We start from the raw sequence: 21,042 nt of genomic DNA, 5'->3' as shown, positions 1-21,042 counted from the left end.
CTGGCGGCGGAGCGGGTGGGGGCGCTGGAGTGTGCGCCGCGTTATGCCGATCAACTGGCGGATCTCGTCGGTGAGGCGGGGGTGCGGTTGCCGGGGCTGCGTTTGCTGGTGGTGACGACGGACGTGTGGCGGGTCTCCGGGGTCGTACGGGCGCGGGCTGCACTGGGTGATGGCGTGCGGGTGCTGACGGCTTATGGCGTCACCGAAGCAACGATCGACTCGACCTACAGCCCGCTGGAGGGGCTGGCAGAGATGGACGGGCCGGTACCGGTGGGCGGGCCGTTGCCGGGGGCGCGGGTGTACGTGCTCGATCGGTACATGGGGCCGGTTGCCGTTGGGGTGACCGGTGAGGTGTTCATCGGTGGTGTGGGGGTGGCGCGGGGGTATGGCGGTCGTCCCGCGTTGACGGCGGAGCGGTTCGTGGCGGATCCGTTTGCCGGTGATGGTTCCCGGCTTTATCGGACCGGGGATCGGGGGCGGTGGCGCCCGGGTGGGCAGTTGGAGTTCCTTGGCCGTGCCGACGAGCAGGTCAAGGTGCGCGGATTCCGGATCGAGCCCGGCGAAGTCGAAGCGGTACTGCTTTCGCATCCCGCCGTGGCTGCGGCGGCAGTGGCCGTCGCGGGCGATGAGTCGGGAGCGCGGCTGGCGGCCTGGCTGGTCCCTGCGGATCCCGGCGTGGGAATTCCGGCGGCGGGAGAGTTGCGGGAGTACGTATCCGGGCGGCTGCCGGAGTTCATGGTGCCTTCGGTGTTCACCGAGGTTGCGGCGTTGCCGTTGTCGCCGAACGGGAAGGTGGACCGGTCGGCGCTGCCGGCGCCGGATGTGTCGCGTCCTGACGTGGGTGTGTTCAAGGCTCCGGCCACCGCGACCGAGGAGTTGCTGGCGGGGATCTGGGCGCTGGTGCTGGAGGTCGAGCGGGTCGGCGCCGATGACAACTTCTTCGAGCTGGGCGGCCATTCACTCCTGGCGACCCAGGTCATCTCACGCGTGCGCGAAGTGCTGGGGGTCGAGGTGCCGGTGGCGGCGCTGTTCGACCACCCGACGGTGGCGGAACTGGCGGACGTCGTCGATGGTGCTGACCGAGTGAACGTTCCTGCGGTTGTTCCGGTGCCACGGGACGAACGGTTGGCGTTGTCGTTCGCGCAGCAGCGGTTGTGGTTCCTGGATCAGATGGAGCCGGGGTCGGTGGAGTACAACGTGCCGGTCCCGGTCGGGCTGGGCGGTGGAGTGGATGTGGCCGCGCTGGGAGCGGCACTGAGCGCGCTGACCCGACGGCATGAAGTGCTGCGGACGCGGCTGGTCGCCGGCCACGACGGGGTCCCGTACCAGGTGATCGATCCGCCATCACCGTTCCCGCTGCCGGTGGTCGACGTGTCGAGTGCCGCCGATCCCCGACGCGCGGTGGAAGCGCTGGTGATGGCAGACGCGGCCGAACCCTTCGACCTGGCCGCAGGGCCGGTCATCCGCGGCTGCCTGGCCCGGGTCAGCACCGAACGGCATCTGCTGGTGCTGTCAGTGCACCACGCCGCCTTCGACGAATGGTCGGCCCTCATCCTGCGCCGAGAGCTACGCGCCCTGCATACCGCGTTGGGTGCCGGTGAGCCCGATCCGCTGCCGCCGCTGCCGGTGCAGTACGCCGACTACGCCCTCTGGCAACGCACCTGGCTCAGCGGAACCGTCCTGGAAACCCAACTGGCCTACTGGCGAGACCAACTCGCCGCGCTGCCCACCCTGGACCTGCCCACCGACCGGCCCCGCCCCGCCATCCGCACCACCGCCGGAGCAGCCGTCCGATTCACCGTCCCCGCTGGCACCGTCGAGCAGTTGCGGCAGCTCGCCCGTGACCACGGCGCGACGATGTTCATGACGACGATGGCCGCGTTCGCCGTCCTGCTCGGCCGCTACACCAGCCAGCACGACATCCCGATCGGCACACCGATCGCCAACCGCAACCGCGCCGAAACCGAGAACCTCATCGGCTACTTCGTCAACACCCTGGTCATCCGCACCGACCTGACCGACGACCCCACCTTCGCAGAACTGCTACAGCAGCTCAGGGCCACCGCGCTGGCCGCCTACGCCCACCAGGACCTGCCCTTCGAACAACTCGTCGACGAACTCGTCACCCAACGAGACCGCTCCCGCACCCCCCTCTTCCAAACCCTCTTCAACTACGACACCACCCGTGGGGCGGAAGGAAATGCCGGGACGGAAGGCGGCCGGCAGCCGGCGGCGGACGGGCCGGCGGTATCGCTGCCGCTCAGGTGCGATCTGGAACTGAACCTGGCGGAAGAACACGACGGCGGTCTGTCCGGTTCGCTTCTCTACAGCACCGCGCTCTTCGATGCCGACCGGATACAGCGGCTCGCCGGATACCTGACCGCGGTGCTGGACGCCGTCGCGGCGAACCCGCACGCACGGACGAGCACTGTGCAGCTGCTTCCAACGGACGAGCGGCAGCGACTTCTCGAGAGCTGGAACGACACCGAGATGCGCACGCCCTCGGTGCCGAGTGTGGCGGACCTGATTCTCCAACAGGCCGCCGAATCCCCGGACGCGGTCGCCGTGACCGTCGGTGACACGTACCTGACCTATGCCGGATTGGTGCTGCGCGCCGGTCGGCTCGCCGCAACGCTGCGCGAGCTGGGCGCCGGGCCGGAGTCAGTGGTGGCGCTGTGCCTCGAACGCGGCACCGACATGGTGGTGGCCGGTCTCGCGACGTGGCTGGCGGGGGCGGCGTATCTGCCGCTCGATCCCGGCTATCCGCCCGCCCGGCTGGCGTTCATGCTCGCCGACAGCGGAGCGCGGGTGTTCGTCGGGCACCGGGGCGCGACGGATCGGCAACCGGCGGACGGGCATCTGCCCGCGGGCGTACCGGCGCTGTGGCTGGACGACACGCGGACGAGCCCGGACCTGGAGCAGCCGGCGGACGCGGCGCCGCGGTCGCCGGGGCGGCTCGCCTACATGATCTACACGTCCGGGTCGACCGGGGTGCCGAAGGGCGTGCCCGTATCGCAGCAGAACCTGATGAACCTGCTGCTGACCATGGCGCGGCGGCCGGGCCTCGCGGCGGACGACGTCCTGCTGGCGGTCACGACCTTCGGCTTCGACATCGCCGGGCTCGAGCTGTGGCTGCCGCTGGTGACGGGGGCACGCGTCGTGGTCGCGGAGCCGGGGACGGCCGTGTCGGCGGAGGCGCTCGCGGCGGAGATCGACCGGCGGGGCGTGACGGTGATGCAGGCGACTCCGGCCACGTGGCGGCTGCTCGCCGAGAACGGCTGGGCCGGTTCGGCGGGCCTGCGGGCGCTGTGCGGCGGGGAGGCGCTGCCGGCGGGGCTGGCGGGATGGCTGCTGCCCCGGGTCGCGGAGCTGTGGAACATGTACGGGCCGACTGAGACCACCATCTGGTCGGCCTGCCGGCAGATCACCGACCAGGCGGCGGTGACGCTGGGAGGTCCCGTCGGCAACACGCGCATGTACGTGGTCGACCCGTTCCTGAACCCGGTTCCGGTGGGAGCGGCGGGCGAGCTGCTGATCGCGGGCGCCGGCGTGGCCCGCGGGTACCACGCGCGGCCGGGGCTGACCGCGGAACGGTTCGTCGCCGACCCGTTCGCGGCCGACGGGTCGCGGCTGTACCGGACCGGTGACCTGGCACGCCGACGGGTGGACGGGCAGCTCGAGTACCTCGGCCGGATCGACCAGCAGGTGAAGCTGCGCGGATTCCGCGTGGAGCTGGGCGAGGTGGAGGCCCTGCTCTCCGGCCATCCGGGTGTCCGGGCTGCGGTGGCGGCGGTGACCGGCGAGGGCGCGCGGGCGCGGCTGGCCGCCTGGCTCGTCCCCGCCGACGCGAGCGCCGGCATCCCGGCGGCCGGCGAACTGCGGGAGCGCCTGCGGGAGCACCTGCCGGAGTACATGATCCCCGCGTTCTACACCGAGATCGCGGCCGTGCCGCTGACGCCCGCGGGGAAGACCGACCGGGCCGCCCTCCCGGCTCCGGGCACCGGACGGTCGGCCCCGGCCGGTGAGTTCCGCGCTCCGGCCACTCCCGGTGAAGAGTTGCTGGCCGGAGTCTGGGCCGAGATCCTGGGCGTCGGCCAGGTCGGGGCGGACGACGACTTCTTCGATCTCGGCGGGCACTCGCTGCTGGCCGTCCAGGTGATATCGCGGATCCGCGACGTGTTCGGCGCGGAAGTGCCGGTGGCCGCGCTGTTCGATCATCCGACGGTGGCGGGCCTCGCGAACGTCATCGCGGGACCCGGCACCGGGATCCCGGCACCGCACGTCGAACCGGCGGACCGGACGGAGCGGCTGCCGCTCTCGTTCGCGCAGCAGCGCCTCTGGCTCGTCGATCAGATGGACCCCGGGTCGGTCGAGTACAACATGCCGATGCCACTGGCTATGGGCGAGGTGGCCGTCCACGCGCTGGGGGCGGCGCTGTCGGCGCTGGTCGAGCGGCATGAGGTGCTGCGGACGCGGCTGGTGGCGGGCGAGGACGGGGTGCCGTTCCAGGTGATCGACCCGCCGTCGCGGATCTGGCTGCCGGTGGTGGACGTGTCGGGGGCGGCGGATCCGCGGCAGGCGGCGGAAGCGCTGGTGGTGGCGGACGAGGCGGAGCCGTTCGACCTGGCTGCGGGGCCGCTGATCCGGGCCTGCCTGGTCCGGATGGGCAGGGGCCGGAACGTGCTGGTGCTGTCGGTGCATCACATCGTCTTCGACGAGTGGTCGGCGGGGATTTTCCGGCGTGAGCTGGCGGCGCTGTATGAGGCGTTCCGGCGTGGTGAAGCGGATCCACTGCCGGCGTTGCCGGTGCAGTATGCGGATTTCGCGGTGTGGCAGCGTCAATGGCTGACCGGTCAGGTGCTGGAAGGGCAGTTGGCGTACTGGCGCGAGCAGCTGGCGGACGTCCCGGTGCTGGACCTGCCCACTGATCGGCCGCGGCCGGCGGTGCGGTCATCCGCCGGAGCGGCGATGCGGCACGAGATCCCGCCCGAAGTGGCCGAGGGCCTGCGTGCGGTGGCGCGCGACGGCGGCGCGACGATGTTCATGACGGTGCTGTCGGCGTTCATGGTGCTGCTGGGCCGCTACGCCGGTCAGGACGATGTCGTGGTGGGGACGCCGGTGGCGAACCGGGACCGGGCCGAGACCGAGGGTCTGATCGGGTTCTTCGTGAACACGCTGGTGATGCGGGCGGATCTCTCGGGCGATCCGACGTTCGGTGGGTTCCTGCGGCAGGTGCGCCAGGTGGCGTTGGCGGCGTACGCGAACCAGGACCTGCCGTTCGAGCAGCTGGTGGACGACCTGGTCATCGAACGGGACCAGTCCCGCACCCCCCTCTTCCAGGTGGCGTTCAGCTACATCGCCCAGGACCCCGCGGACGGCGGCGTATCGCACTGGGCGGGCAACACCGGTGACTCCGGTGCGGTCACCGGTGGGTTGCCGGTGCGGACCGACCTCGTGGTGACGGTGGGCGAGGGCCATGACGGCGGCCTGGTGGCCGGGATTCAGTACAGCACCACCCTGTTCGACGCTTCCACCGTGGCCCGGCTGGCGGGTCATCTGGCGGTGTTGCTGGAGGGGGTCGCCGCCGGTGGCGGCGAGCGGCGGCTGTCGGAGCTACCGGTGGTGTCGACCGCGGAGCGGGAGGAGCTGCTGAGCTGGGGAATCGGCGTCGAAGCCGATGGCAACAGCGGCGTCGCCGATGCGGCGGCCTTGGTCGCGGCTCAGGTCGAGGCGCGGGCGGACTCGGTGGCCGTGGTGGTGGGTGACGCCTGTGTCACCTACGGGTCGCTCATGGAGCGGGCCGGCCGCTTGGCGGGCTACCTGCAGGGGCTGGGTGTTGGTGCGGGTTCTGTGGTGGGTCTGTGCGTGCCGCGCGGTGTGGAGATGGTGGTCGGCGTGCTGGGCGTGTGGCTGGCGGGTGCGGCGTATGTGCCGTTGGACCCGGGGTACCCGGCGGACCGGCTCGGTTTCATGCTCGCCGACAGCGGCGCTGGCGTCGTGGTGGGGACGGCGGAGTCGGCGGCTGTGCTCGGGGCGGTGTCGTCCGGTCTGGAGCGGGTGGTCTTGGACGACCCGGCGACGGCGGCGGCGATCGCCGGATCCTCGCTGGTCGGGGACGGCGCGGCCGGTGGTGGGTTGGCGTATGTGATGTACACGTCGGGGTCGACCGGTCGGCCGAAGGGTGTGCTGGTCGGCCATGGCGGTGTCGCGAACTTGGTGGCGGGTCAGGGCCCGGTGTTCGGGATCACCCCGGGGATGGCTGTGGCCGGGTTCGCCTCGTTCAGTTTCGACGCCGCGGTCTCAGAGGTGTGGGTGACCCTCGGCCGTGGCGGGCGGCTGGTGATCGTGGACGAGGAGGAGCGGGTGGACACCGCACGGCTGGCGCAGGTGTTGGCTGCGGCGGGCGTCGGAGTAGTGACCTTGCCGCCATCAGTGGCGCGACTCGTCGACCCGGCGGAGTTCGCGGGTTTGGCGACGTTGGTGTTGGCGGGCGAGCGGGCCGATGAGCAGGTGGTGGCCCGGTGGGCGGACCGGTGCGTGGTGGTGAACGCCTACGGACCGACCGAGGCATCGGTGTGCGCGACCGCCGGACCGGTGGATCCGGCCGCGAGTGTGGTGCCGATCGGCGCACCGCTGCCGGGCGTGCGGGTGCACGTACTGGATGAGCGACTGAACCCAGCGCCGATGGGTGTGGCGGGTGAGTTGTTCATCGGCGGTCTGGGATTGGCGTGGGGTTATGCGGGACGCGCGGCGCTGACCGCCGAGCGGTTCGTCGCCGATCCACTGGCAGGTGACGGCTCGCGGTTGTATCGCTCGGGCGACCGGGCACGGTGGCGTCCAGGCGGGGTGTTGGAGTTCCTCGGCCGGATCGACGAGCAGGTCAAGCTGCGGGGATTCCGGATCGAGCCCGGCGAGGTCGAGGCCGTACTGGCCGCCCACCCCCAGATCAGCGCCGCCGCAGTAGCCGTCACCACAGACACCACGGACAACGCAGAGCAGGGCCCGCAGTTGGCGGCGTGGCTGGTCCCCGCCGGCCCCGACACCGGCATCCCCGCCACCGCCGAGTTGCGCGAGTTCGCCGGCGGGCGGTTGCCGGAGTTCATGATCCCCGCCTACTTCACCGAGATCACCCATCTTCCGCTGACCCGCAACGGGAAGCTGGACCGCGCAGCGCTGCCCGCACCCGACACGGGGCGCCCCGAGGGAGCGAGCGGCTTCACCCCGCCGCGCGGCGAGCTGGAAGAACTTCTGGCGGGGATCTGGGAGCAGGTGCTCGGCATCAGCCCGATCAGCGCCACCGACAGCCTCTTCGAACTGGGCGGGAACTCGCTCCTGCTCGTCCAGATCATCTCCCGGGTCCGGGAGGTGTTCGGCACCGACATCAAAGTCGCCACCCTCTTCGATCAGCCCACGATCCGTCGCCTGGGCGCCGTGATCGAAGAAACCACCACCGGAATGGCGGTCCCGCCCGTGGTCCCCGTCTCACGCGATCAGCAGCTCCCCCTGTCCTTCGGCCAGCAGCGGCTCTGGTTCGCCGACCAGCTCGAACCCGGGTCGGCCGAGTACAACGTGCCGATGCCGCTGCGGCTGCCGGCGGCGGTGGACACCGCCGCGCTGCAAGCGGCGCTGTCGGCCGTGACGCGGCGGCACGAAGTGCTGCGCACCAGGCTGCTCGCCGGCCAGGACGGCGTCCCCTACCAGGTCATCGACCCGCCGAGCCCCTTCCCGCTGCCCGTCGTCGACGTGTCCGGCGCGGCACACCCGAGGCGGGCGCTGGAGAAGCTGATCGCCACCGACGCGGCCACGCCGTTCGACCTGGCCACCGGACCGGTGATCCGCGGGTTCCTGGCATTGCTGGGCGCCGGCCGGCGACTGCTGGTGCTGTGCGTGCACCACGCCGCCTTCGACGAATGGTCCGGGCGCGTTCTGCAGTCCGAGCTCACGGCGCTGCAGACCGCGTTCAGCGCGGGAGAGCCGGATCCGCTGCCGCCGCTGCCCGTGCAGTACGCCGACTTCGCCGTCTGGCAGCGGCAGTGGCTGACCGGCGAGGTGCTGGAATCCCAGCTGGCCTACTGGCGGGAGCAGCTGGCCGGGCTGCCGGTGCTGGACGTGCCGGCCGACCGGGCCCGCCCGCCGGTCCGCTCCACCGCGGGGGCGGTCGTCGAGTTCACGGTCCCCGCGGAGGTGGCGGAGGGCCTGCGTGCGGTGGCGCACGATGGCGACGCGACGATGTTCATGACGCTGCTGGCGGCGTTCATGGTGCTGCTGGCCCGCTACACCGGCCAGGACGACATCGTCATCGGCACCCCGGTGGCGAACCGGGAGCGCGGCGAGACCCAGGAGCTGATCGGCTACTTCGTGAACAACCTGGTGATGCGGGGCGACCTGTCGGGCGACCCGACGTTCGCCGAGCTGCTGGGGCGGGTCCGGCAGATGGCCCTGGAGGCGTACGCCCATCAGGATCTGCCGTTCGAGCGGCTCGTCGACGAGCTGGTCACCGAACGCGACCGCTCCCGCACCCCGCTGTTCCAGGTGCTGTTCAACTATGACACCGCCGTCGACGCCCCGGGCGACCAGCGGAACGAGCGGCGCCGGGTCAGCGCGCTGACCAACGCGGACCCCATGCCCGCCGCCGTGATCGCGCGAGCGGATCTGCGGCTGATCCTGGCCGAGCGGGATGCGGGTCTCACCGGGGCGGTCGAGTACAGCACCGACCTGTTCGACGCCGCCACGGCGGCGCGCATGGCGGCTCACCTGGGTGCGCTGCTGGAAAGCATCGCGACCGACGCGGGCCAGTGGGTCTCGGATCTGGCGATGGACACCCCGAGCGAGCAGGACGAACCGTCCGAGGCGGACGAAGAGGCCGGCAGCGGCGTGGTCGCCATGGTTCTGGGCCAGGCGGGGGTGCGGGCGGATGCGGTAGCGGTGGTGGTCGGGGATGTGAGTGTGACTTATGGGTGGCTGGTGGGGCGTGCGGAGCGGTTGGCGGGTTATCTGCAGGGCTTGGGGGTTGGTCCGGGGTCGGTGGTGGGTTTGTGTGTGCCGCGTGATGTGGAGATGGTGGCGGCGGTGCTGGGGGTGTGGTTGGCGGGTGCGGCGTATGTGCCGTTGGACCCGGGATACCCGCCGGACCGGCTGGGTTTCATGCTCGCTGACAGTGGTGCCGGTGTTGTGGTGGGCGTTGGCTCGGCGGTGGGGGATGTCCCGGTGGGACGGGGCGTCCGGGTAGTCGAGCTCGATGACCCGATGACGACGGCGGCTCTGGCGTCCGCACCGGCGGTGCGTGACGCTGCGGCCGGTGAGGGCCTGGCGTACGTGATGTACACCTCGGGGTCGACGGGTCGGCCGAAGGGTGTGCTGGTCGACCACGGTGGTGTTGCGAATCTGGTTGCGGGCCAGGGGCCGGTGTTCGGGATTGCCCCGGGTGTGGTGGTGGCGGGGTTCGCCTCGTTCAGTTTTGACGCGGCGGTGTCGGAGGTATGGGTGACCCTCGGGCACGGTGGGCGTCTGGTGATCGTGGGTGAGGAAGCCCGGATCGATGTGGGCCGGTTGGGGCCGCTGGTGGCTGCCGCCGGTGTGGGTGTGGTGACGTTGCCGCCGTCGGTGGCGCGCGTGGTCGACCCGGCGGAGTTCGCGGGTTTGGCGACGTTGGTGTTGGCGGGCGAGCGGGTCGATGAGCAGGTAGTGGCCCAGTGGGCCGACCAGTGCGTGGTGGTGAACGCCTACGGACCGACCGAGGCATCGGTATGCGCGACCGCAGGACCGGTGGACCCGGCCGCGATCGCGGCTGCGGGCGGAGTGGTGTCCATCGGAGCGCCGCTGCCCGGGGTGCAGGTGCACGTCCTGGACAAGCGCCTCAAGCCTGTGCTCGCCGGGATGACCGGCGAACTGTTCATCGGTGGTGCGGGGCTGGCGTGGGGTTATGCGGGGCGTGCGGGGCTGACCGCCGAGCGGTTCGTCGCCGATCCGCTGGCGGGTGACGGGTCCCGGTTGTACCGCTCGGGCGACCGGGCGCGGTGGCGTCCGGGCGGGGTGTTGGAGTTCGCGGGCCGGGTGGATGAGCAGGTGAAGCTGCGGGGGTTCCGGATCGAGCCCGGTGAGGTCGAGGCCGTGCTGGCCGCTCACCCCCAGATCAGCGCCGCCGCGGTCGCCGTCATCGGAGGAAACGCGGGGACTGCGGAGGCCGGTGAGCAGGATCCGCAGTTGGTCGCGTGGTTGGTGCCTGCCGATCCGGATGCTGGTGTGCCTTCTGTCGCTGAGTTGCGTGAGTTTGCTGGTAGGCGGCTGCCGGAGTTCATGATTCCGGCCTACTTCTCCGAGATCTCGGAGTTCCCGTTGAGTCGTAACGGGAAGTTGGATCGGGCTGCGTTGCCGGCGCCGGATGCGGGGCGGTTGGTGGGGCGGGTTTTTGTGGAGCCGCGGTCGGAGACCGAGCGTGTGCTGGCGGGGATTTGGGTGGAGTTGTTGAAGGTGGAGCGGGTGGGGGTGGAGGACAATTTCTTTGAGTTGGGGGCGCATTCGCTGTTGGCGACTCGGGTGGTGTCGCGGGTCCGGTCGATGTTCGGAGTGGAGATCGCGGTGTCGGCCTTGTTCGACGCTCCGACGCTGGGTCAGCTGGCCGAGGTGGTGGACGCGGCGGCCGGAACGGTCGTGCCGCCGATAGAACCCGTTCCGCGGGACGAGCCGCTGCCGCTGTCCTTCGCGCAACAGCGCCTGTGGTTCCTGGATCGGCTGGAGCCGGGGTCGGTGGAGTACAACGTCCCGATGCCGCTGCGCTTGCTGGCGGCGGTGGACGTGGGGGCTTTGACGGCGGCGTTGTCGGCGGTGGTGCGGCGGCACGAGGTGCTGCGGACGCGGCTGGTGGCGGGTGAGGACGGGGTGCCGTTCCAGGTGATCGACCCGCCGTCGCCGTTCTGGCTGCCGGTGGTGGACGTGTCCGCTGCCGCCGACCCACGCGAGGCGGCGGGCCTGCTGGTGGCGGCGGATGCGGTGGAGCCGTTCGACCTGGCGGCCGGGCCGCTGATCCGCGCGTGCCTGGTGCGCGTGGCGGGCGACGAGCACGTGCTGGTGCTGTCGCTGCATCACGTGGTGAGCGATGAATGGTCAGCGGGGATTTTCCGGCGTGAGCTGGCCGCGCTGTACGAGGCGTTCCGGCGGGGCGAGCCGGATCCGCTGCCGGCGTTGCCGGTGCAGTATGCGGACTTCGCGGTGTGGCAGCGGCGCTGGCTGACCGGTGAGGTGCTGGAAGGCCAGCTCGCGTACTGGCGGGAGCGGCTGGCCGGGGTCCCGGTGCTGGACCTGCCGACCGACCGGCCCCGCCCGCCGGTGCGGTCCACTGTGGGAGCGGCTGAGGCATTCGCCTTCCCCGCGGAGATGGCCGAGGGGCTGCGCGCGGTGGCGCGCGACGGCGGCGCGACGATGTTCATGACGGTGCTGTCGGCGTACATGGTCCTGCTGGGGCGGTACACCGGTCAGGACGACGTCGTGGTGGGGACGCCGGTGGCGAACCGGGATCGGGCCGAGACCGAGGGCCTGATCGGGTTCTTCGTCAACACGCTGGTGATGCGCGCGGACCTGTCCGGCGACCCGACATTCGCTGAGCTGCTGGAGCAGGTCAGGGCCACCGCGCTGGACGCCTACGCCCACCAGGACCTGCCGTTCGAGCAGCTCGTCGACGAGCTGGTCACCGAACGGGACCGGTCGCGGACGCCGCTGTTCCAGGTGTTCTTCGGGTACGACGCCGCCGACACGGCCCCGCGCGCGGTGTCGCGAGGTGGGGCGGCCCAAGGCCGAAACGAGCCGGCGAGCATCGGGCTCGATGGTGCGCTGCCGGTGAAATTCGACCTGTCAGTGACCCTGGAAGACCGTCCGGATGGTGGCCTGGCGGGTGCGGTGGAGTACAGCACCGCTTTGTTCGATGCGGGCAGTGTGGCGCGGTTGGCGGGTCATTTGGGGGTGTTGCTGGAGGGGATTGCCGGGGGCGGTCGGGAACTGCGGCTGTCGGAGTTGCGGCTGGTGTCGGAGAGGGAACGGGCGGAGCTACTGGGGTGGGGTGCCGGTGGCGAGGCCGCGGTCGAGTCGGGTGTGGTGGGTTCGGTTCTGGGCCACGCCCGGGTGCGGGCGGATGCGGTGGCGGTGGTCGTCGGAGACGTCTCCGTCACCTATGGCCGGTTGGTGAGCACGGCCGAGCGGCTGGCGGGCTATCTGCGGGGGTTGGGCGTCGGTCACGGGTCGGTCGTGGGCCTTTGTGTGCCGCGCCGGGCGGAGATGGTGGTCGGCGTGCTGGCGTCGTGGCTGGCCGGGGCGGCGTACGTGCCGCTGGACCCGGGATACCCGGCAGACCGACTCGGCTACATGCTCGCCGACAGCGGCGCGGACGTCGTGGTGGGGATGACCGAATCGGCGGCTGTGCTGGGGACGGTGCCCCCTGCGGTGAAACGCGTGGTCCTGGATGACCCGGCGACGGCGGCGGCCATTGCGGCGTCCCCGGTGGTGCGTGACGGCGGGGCTGGTGGGGGTTTGGCGTATGTGATCTATACGTCTGGGTCGACGGGCCGGCCCAAGGGTGTGCTGGTCGGGCATGGCGGGGTGGCGAATCTGGTGGCGGGTGTGGGGCCGGTGTTGGGTGCTGGTCCTGGGGTGCGGGTGTTGCAGTTCGCCTCGTTCAGTTTCGATGCGGCGGTACTGGACGTCGCCGCCGTGTTGGCCGGTGGCGGGACGTTGGTGGTGGCGCAGGCGGCGCAACGTGCCGAGCCCGCCCGTCTGACGGCGTTGGTGCGGGCGGCGGGCGTGCAGGCGATGAGTGTGACTCCGTCGCTGCTGGCGGTGGTGGATCCGGGGGCGATGCCGGGCCTGGCGACCGTTTTGACAGGGGCGGAACTGCTGACCGAGCCGTTGTCGCGGGCGTGGTTGCGGCATGTGCGGTTGGTGAACACCTACGGTCCGACCGAGGCCACGGTGATGACCACCACTGTCCCGCTGGACCCGGCCGCGTCTGGTGTGCCGCCGATCGGGGCGCCGGTGCAGAACGCGCGGGTGCGGGTTCTGGATGATCGTCTTGGTCTGGTTCCGGCCGGGGTGAGCGGTGAGGTGTTCATCGGCGGTGGCGGGTTGGCCTTCGGCTATCACGGGCGTCCGGCATTGACCGCCGAACGGTTCATCGCCGACCCCTTCGCCGGTGACGGGTCGCGGCTGTATCGGACGGGGGACCGGGCGCGGTGGCGGGCTGATGGGTTGTTGGAGTTCACCGGCCGGGCCGATGAGCAGGTCAAGGTCCGCGGGTTCCGCATCGAGCCCGGCGAGATCGAAGCCGTCCTGACCGCACATCCCGCCATCACCACCGCGGCCGTCACCACCTACGGCGACCACACCGAGCGCCGCCTCGCCGCCTGGCTCGTCCCCGCCGACCCGGAGGCCGGCATCCCGGACACCGCCCAGCTGCGCGAGCACCTCGCCCGGCACCTGCCCGACTACATGATCCCCGCCCTGTTCACCGAGCTCGCCGCGCTCCCGCTGACGCCCAACGGCAAGATCGACCGCGCCGCGCTGACGGTCACCGTGGCCGCTCGCCCGGAGCCGAGCGCCACCTACGTGGCACCGGCCACCACGGCGCAGGAGCTGATGGCGGGGGTCTGGGCGCAGGTCCTCGGCGTCGACCGCGTCGGCGGCCACGACGACTTCTTCGAGCTCGGCGGGCACTCGCTCCTGGCGACGCGGCTGATCTCCCGGATCCGGGAGGTGTTCGACGCCGAGGTTCCGGTCGCGTCGCTGTTCGACCACCCGACGGTCGCCGGCCTCGTCGCGCTGATCGAGGACACCGCCACCGGCGTGGCGGTGCCGCCGGTGGTGCCGGTGCCGCGAGACGGCCGGCTGCCGCTGTCGTTCGCGCAGCAGCGGCTGTGGTTCCTCGGGCAGCTCGACCCGGAGTCCGTGGAGTACAACGTCCCGACGGCGATCCGGCTGCGCGGGCCGCTCGACCTGCGCGCGCTGGACGCGGCGCTGGGCGCCATCACGCGCCGCCACGAAGCGCTGCGCACCCGGCTGCTGGCAGGGCCGGACGGAGTGCCGTACCAGGAGATCGACCCGCCGTCGCCGTTCTCGCTGCCGGTGGCGGACATCTCCGGCGCCGCCGACACGGCGGGTGCGACGTTCGCTCTGGTCATGGCGGACGCGAAGGCGCCCTTCGACCTGGCGGCGGGCCCGGTGATCCGCGGGTGCCTCGTCCGGGTGGCCAAGGACGATCACGTCCTGCTCGTCTCGGTGCACCACGTGGCGTTCGACGAGTGGTCGGAGCGAGTGCTCCGCCGGGAGCTCGAGGTGCTGTACCGGGCGTTCCGTGCCGGGGAGCCGGACCCGCTGCCGCCGCTGCCGGTGCAGTACGCCGACTTCGCGGTGTGGCAGCGCAAGTGGCTGACCGGTGACGTGCTCGAGGCCCAGCTCGGCTACTGGCGCGACCAGCTGGCGGGCGCGCCGACGATGGAACTGCCGGTCGACCGGCCCCGGCCGGCGGTCCGCTCCTCCGCGGGCGCCGCCGAGCAGTTCACCGTCCCCGCCGAGGTGTCCGCGCGGCTCGCGGAGGTCGCCCGGCAGGCGACCGCGACGACGTTCATGGTCTGGCTGTCGGCGGTCATGGTGCTGCTCAGCCGGTACTGCGGGCAGGACGACGTGGTGACGGGGACGCCGGTGGCGAACCGGGAGCGGGGCGAGACCGAGGGCCTGATCGGGTTCTTCGTCAACACGCTCGTGATGCGCGCCGACCTGGGCGGGGACCCGTCGTTCGGCGAGGTCCTCGGCCGGGTACGGGCCATGGCGCTCGACGCCTACGCCCACCAGGACCTGCCGTTCGAGCAGCTGGTGGACGAACTGGCCGGCGACCGGGACCGGGCGCGGACGGCGCTGTTCCAGGTGATGGTCACCTATGTCACCCGCACGACGGACAGCGGCCGGGCGAGGCCCAGCCGCGGCCGGGGCGGCGGCGGCAAGGACGGCGCGCCCGCCGAACGCGCGGTGAAGTTCGACCTGACGCTCACGATGAGCGAGGGCGACGGGGTGCTGTTCGGCGAGATCCTCTACAGCACCGTCCTGTTCGACGCGGCCACGATCAAGCGGATGACGGGCTACCTCACCGTCCTGCTGGAGAGCATCGCGGCGGACGACGGGCGGCGGGTGTCGGAGCTGCCGCTGCTGTCCGCGAGCGAACGGGACGAGCTGCTCACCGCGTGGAACGACACGGCGACGCCGGCGCCGGCGGAGGCGGGCGTGCACGAGATGGTCGCCCGGCAATGCGCCGCGCGGCCGGACGCCGTGGCGGTGGTGTCCGGGGACGCGACGCTGACGTATGCCGCGCTGGCCGCGCGGGCGGAGCGGCTGGCAGGTCACCTGCGCGGCCTCGGCGCCGGGCCGGAATCCGTCGTGGGGCTGTGCCTGGACCGCGGGCCGGAGCTCGTGGTGGCCGTGCTGGCCGTGTGGGCGGCGGGCGCCGCGTACCTGCCGCTGGATCCGGGGTACCCGGCGGAGCGGCTGGCCTTCATGCTGTCCGACAGCGGCGCGCGCGTCCTGGTGAGCGACCGCGGCGCGGCGGCCGGGCTGGCGGCGGAGGGGCTCCCCGAGGGCGTCGCCGGGGTGTGGCTGGACGATCCGGGCACCAGCGCGGAACTCTCGGCCGGTCCCACCAGGCCGCTGCGCGACCGGCCGATCCCCGGGCAGCTCGCCTACCTGATCTACACCTCGGGGTCGACCGGCCGGCCGAAGGGTGTGATGGTCGAGCACCGGTCCCTGGTCAACTACGTGAGCTGGTTCGGCCGGCGGTTCGAGATGGGGCCGGGCGACCGGGTGCTCGTCTCGTCGTCGCCGAGCTTCGACGCGTTCGGCATCGAGCTGCACCCGGGGCTGGCGGCCGGCGGATGCCTGGTCGTGGTGCCGCCGTCCGGCGGCCGGGCCGACGCGGAGCTGCTGGCCGGCGTCGCGGCCAGGGGCGGTGCGACCGTGCTGGCCGTGGTGCCGACGGTGCTGAAACTGATCGCGGAGCAGCCGCTGCTCGCCCGGGCCCGTTCGGTGCGGGCGGTCGTGTGCGGCGGTGAGCAGCTGACCAGGGAAGTGACGGCCCTGGTGGCGGAACGGCTCGGCGTGCCCGTGCACAACGTGTACGGGCCGACCGAGGCGACGATCGACGTCTCGTCGTTCACCGTGAGTCCGGACGCCCAGCCGGACGCCCGCGTGCCGATCGGGCGGCCCTTGGACAACATCCGGCTGTACGTGCTCGCCCCGGACGGCGGGCCGGTGCCGGCGGGCGTCACCGGGGAGCTGTACATCGGCGGCGTCGGGGTCGCGCGGGGCTACCTGGGCCGGCCCGCGCTGACCGCGGAACGGTTCGTGGCCGACCCGTTCACCGCCGACGGCGGACGGCTCTACCGGACCGGCGACCGGGCGCGGTGGCGCTCGGACGGGGTGCTGGAGTTCCTCGGCCGGGCCGATGACCAGGTCAAGGTCCGCGGGTTCCGGATCGAGCCGGAGGAGATCGAGGCCGCGTTGAAGGACCACCCGTCGCTCGGCGACGCGGTGGTGACCGTGGCCGAGGACGCTTCCGGCGGGCAGCGGCTGGCCGCCTACCTGGTGCCCGCCGCAGCGGACGCCGGGACGTCCACCGTGCCGGCCGCGGGGGAGCTGCGCGAGTTCCTGGCGGGCCGGCTGCCGGAGTTCATGGTGCCGACGGTCTTCACCGAGCTGGCGTCGCTGCCGCTGACCCCGAACGGGAAGCTGGACCGCAGGGCGCTGCCGGCTCCCGATCTGTCCCGCGACACGGCGAGCGAGTTCGTCGCGCCGGCGACCCGGACCGAGGAACTGCTGGCCGGGATCTGGGCCCAGGTCCTCGGGCTCGACCGGGTCGGGGCGGCGGACAACTTCTTCGAACTGGGCGGGCACTCGCTGCTGGCGATCCAGGTGATCTCGCGGGCGCGGGAGGTGCTCGGCGTCGGCGTGCCGCTCGCGGAGCTGTTCGACCATCCGACGGTCGCGGGGCTCGCCGCGGCGATCGGGGCGATGACGGCGGGCCCGTCCGCGCCGCCCGTGCTGCCGGTCGCCCGGGACCGGCGGCTGCCGCTGTCGTTCGCGCAGCAGCGGCTGTGGTTCCTCGACCAGATGGAGCCGGGCTCGGCGGAGTACGTGGTCGCCCTGCCGGTGCGGCTCGGCGAGGACCTCGACGTCGCGGCACTGGGCGCGGCGCTGACCGCGCTGGTGGCGCGGCACGAGGTGCTGCGGACCCGGCTGGTGGCGGGCCAGGACGGGGTCCCGTTCCAGGTCATCGACCCGCCGGCGCCGTTCCCGCTGCCGGTCGCCGACGTGTCCAGCGCGCGGGACCCGCGGCGGGAGGCCGAAGCGCTGCTGGCCGCGGACTCCCGGGCGCCGTTCGACCTCGCGGTCGGCCCGCTGGTGCGGGCGTGCCTGGTGCGGGCCGCCGGCGGGCGCCACATGCTCGCGCTGTCGGTGCACCATGTGCTGTTCGACGACTGGTCCGGCCGGATCCTGCGGCGGGAGCTGTCGGCGCTGTACGAGGCGCAGCGGCGGGGCCGGCCGGATCCGCTGCCGCCGCTGCCGGTGCAGTACGCCGATTTCGCGGTGTGGCAGCGCGACCGGCTGTCCGGCGAGGTGCTCGAGTCCCAGCTGGCGTACTGGCGTGCGCAGATGTCGGGCGCACCGGTGCTGGAGCTGCCCGCCGACCGGCCGCGGCTGCCGGTGCGGTCCTCGGCGGGGGCGTTCCTCCGGTTCGACGTGCCGCCGGAGACGGCCGCCGGGCTGCGCGAGGTGGCCGGACAGGGCGGGGCGACGATGTTCATGACGCTGCTGGCGGCGTTCATGGTGCTGCTGGGCCGCTACACCGGCCAGGACGACATCGTGGTGGGCACGCCGGTCGCGAACCGGGACCGGGCGGAGAGCGAGGGCCTCATCGGGTTCTTCGTGAACACGCTGGTGATGCGGGCGAGCCTGGCCGGCGACCCGGCCTTCACCGAGGTGCTGCGGCGGGTGCGGCGGGTGGCGCTGGACGCCTACGCCCACCAGGACCTGCCGTTCGAGCGCTTGGTGGACGAGCTGGTCACCGTGCGGGACCGCTCTCGCACCCCGCTGTTCCAGGTCATGTTCAACCATGTCGCGGGCGATCCGCACGACACGGCCGGCCGGGAGACCGACGTCAGGGCCGGCGCCGTTCCGGTGAAGTTCGACCTGACACTGGTGGTCGGCGACGCCGGCGGCGGCCTGACCGGCGAGGTCCAGTACAGCACCACGCTGTTCAGCGCGGCCTTGATCAGCCGCGTGGTGGACCATCTGGTGATGCTTCTGGGGGAGCTGGCCGACGGTGCGGACCTGCCGTTGTCCCGGCTGCGGACGCTGACCCCCGACGAGCGCCGCCGGCTCACGGAGTGGAGCACCGGCCCGGAGCGGCCGGTCCCCGCGGCGAGCGGGGTGCACGAGCTGGTGGCCGGGCACGCCGCCCGGCATCCGGACACGGTCGCGGCCGTGTACGGCGGGGCCGCGCTGACGTACGGCGCGCTGCTGGAGCGGTCGGCGCGGCTGGCCGCCTACCTGCGCGGCCTGGGGGTCGGGGCGGAGACCACGGTCGGGCTGTGCCTGGAGCGGGGCCTGGACATGGTGACGGCCATGCTCGCGGTCTGGCAGGCCGGCGGCGCCTACCTGCCACTGGACCCGGACTACCCGCAGGGACGGCTCGAGTACATGGTCGCCGACAGCGGCGCGCGGGTGCTGGTGACGTCCGGCGGCCGGTTCGAGCCGGGCGCCGGCGACGGCACGCGGCCCCTCGTCCTGCGGCTGGACGATCCGGCGACGGCGGAGGCGATCCGGCGGTGCCCGGCCGGCGGCCGGGCGGCGGCGGGACATGCCGGGCAGCTCGCGTACATCGTGTACACGTCGGGCTCGACCGGCCGCCCGAAGGGCATCGCCGTGACCCATCGGGACATCATCGCCCTGGCGACGGGGGACTACCCCGGTATCGAGCCCGGCGACGTCGTGGCGCAGACCACCAGCACGTCCTACGACGCGGCCGTCTACGAGATCTGGGGAGCGCTCGCCCGCGGCGCCACGCTCGCCGGGGTGGACCGCGACGTGCTGCTGCTGCCGCGGCGGCTCAACACCCAGATCCGGCAGCAGGGGATGACCGTCGTCTTCCTCATCACCGCACTGCTGCACCAGCTCGCGGCGCAGGCGCCCGAGGGCCTGAACAAGGTCAGGAACCTGCTGTTCGGCGGTGAGGCGGCGGATCCGGAGAACGTGCGGCGCATGCTGACGGAGGGCCGCCCCGGCCGGCTGCTGCACTTCTACGGCCCGGCCGAGGGGACCACGTTCGCCACCTGGGGACGGGTCACCGGCATCGCCGACGGCGTCGTCCCGATCGGCCGCCCAATGGCCAACATGCGCGGTTACGTCGTCGACCGGTGCATGAACCCGGTTCCCGTGGGTGTCCCCGGCGAGCTGCTCATCGGCGGCACCGGGCTGGCCCGCGGCTACCACGGCCGGCCGGCGCTGACGGCCGGGCGGTTCGTCGCCGACCCGTTCCGCGGCGACGGCGCCCGCGTGTACCGGACCGGGGACCGGGTGCGCTGGCTCGCCGACGGCACCCTGGAGTTCCTCGGCCGGGCCGACGACCAGGTCAAGGTGCGCGGGTTCCGGATCGAGCCCGGCGAGATCGAGGCCGTGCTCGCCGCACAGCCCGGCGTGCGCTCCGCGGTCGTGCTGCCCTTCGGCGAAGGCTCGAACCGCCGGCTCGTCGCCTACCTCGTCCCGGCGGACGGGGACCACCCGCTCTCGGCCGGCCGGCTGCGGGAGCAGGTGCGCGGCCAGCTGCCCGAGTTCATGATCCCGTCGGCGTTCGTCGAGATCCCCGCGCTGCCGCTGACCGCGAACGGGAAGCTCGACCGGGCGGCGCTGCCCGCCCCCGAGGCCGATCGGCCGGACGTGGCGGAGTACGTCGCGCCGACCGGCTTCGCCGAGCAGCTGCTGGCCCGGATCTGGGCGGAGGTCCTGGGCACCGAGGGCGTCGGTGTGCACGACGACTTCTTCGAGCTCGGCGGGCACTCGCTGCTGGTGCCCCAGGTGGTCTCCAGGATCCGCGCCGGAGGATACGAACTGGCCATCGGCGAGTTCTTCGACCATCCGACGATCGCCGGGACCGCCACCCGGCTGAAGGCCAGGGAGCGGCACCTGCGCTCCGCCGTGCCGATCAGGAGCGGCACGGTCGAGCCGGCCGTGTTCGCCGTCCACGGCATGACCGGGGAGGTCGCGGCGTACGCCGAGGTCGCCGGGCACCTGGACGAGGGCCACCAGTTCCACGGGCTGCTCGGCCGCGGGCTGGCCGGCCGCGAACGGCCGATCGGCTCGGTGGAGCGGATGGCGTCGGCCTACCTGAGCGACGTGCTCCAGCTGCAGCCCGACGGCCCGTACCTGTTCACGTCCTGGTCGGGCGGCTGCTACGTCGCCGTCGAGATGGCGCGCCAGGCGGCCGCCAGGGGCGAGCGGGTGGCGGGCGCGATCCTGATCGGGCCGCCGATCATGCCGCCGCCGGACGGGGTCAGGAAGCGCCCGTTCACCCGCGCGGAGCGCAGGCTCCTGCGCGCCATCGACGAGACCATCGACGCCCCTCCCGGAACCCGGCTTCCGGCGGCGGTCGAGGAGCGGATCCTCCGGGTCCGTCCCAAGGACGATCCGGTCGCGGTGGCGATCCGGGCCGGTGACAAGGACGGCCTGAGGGGCGCGCGGTCCATGCAGACCTACCGCGTGGCCTTCGAGCACTACTGCGCCCTGCTCCACCACCGGCCCGAGTACCGCTACGACGGCCGGGTGGTGCTGCTGATCCCGCGCGAGGACCCGCCGGAGGAGAAGCGGCTGCTGATCGAGCAGTGGGGGACGATGCTGGGCGCCGAGCCGGAGACCGTGGAGGTCCCCGGCAGGCACGGCTCGCTGGTCCGCGGCGAGGGCGCGGCGGCCATCGGCGCGCTGCTGAGCGCCGAGATCACCCGGGCGCACGGCGCCGAGTAG

Annotated in this window: 1 protein-coding gene (running past one end of the window); it reads left to right on the top strand. The window is 72.6% G+C overall.

The window, feature by feature from the left end; translation table 11 throughout:
• On the top strand, nucleotides 1-21,042 hold the 3' portion of the coding sequence (locus tag ABZ914_RS03480) for a non-ribosomal peptide synthase/polyketide synthase (protein ID WP_500191388.1). It extends 8,832 nt beyond the left edge of the window; 21,042 of the gene's 29,874 nt are visible here — the last part of the coding sequence; the start codon falls outside the window, past its left edge; it ends in the stop codon at nucleotides 21,040-21,042.

This window comes from Spirillospora sp. NPDC046719, assembly GCF_040645715.1.
GTDB lineage: Bacteria > Actinomycetota > Actinomycetes > Streptosporangiales > Streptosporangiaceae > Spirillospora.
The sequence above is the reverse complement of the archived record's forward strand: the minus strand, read 5'-3'. Positions and strand labels throughout refer to the sequence as shown.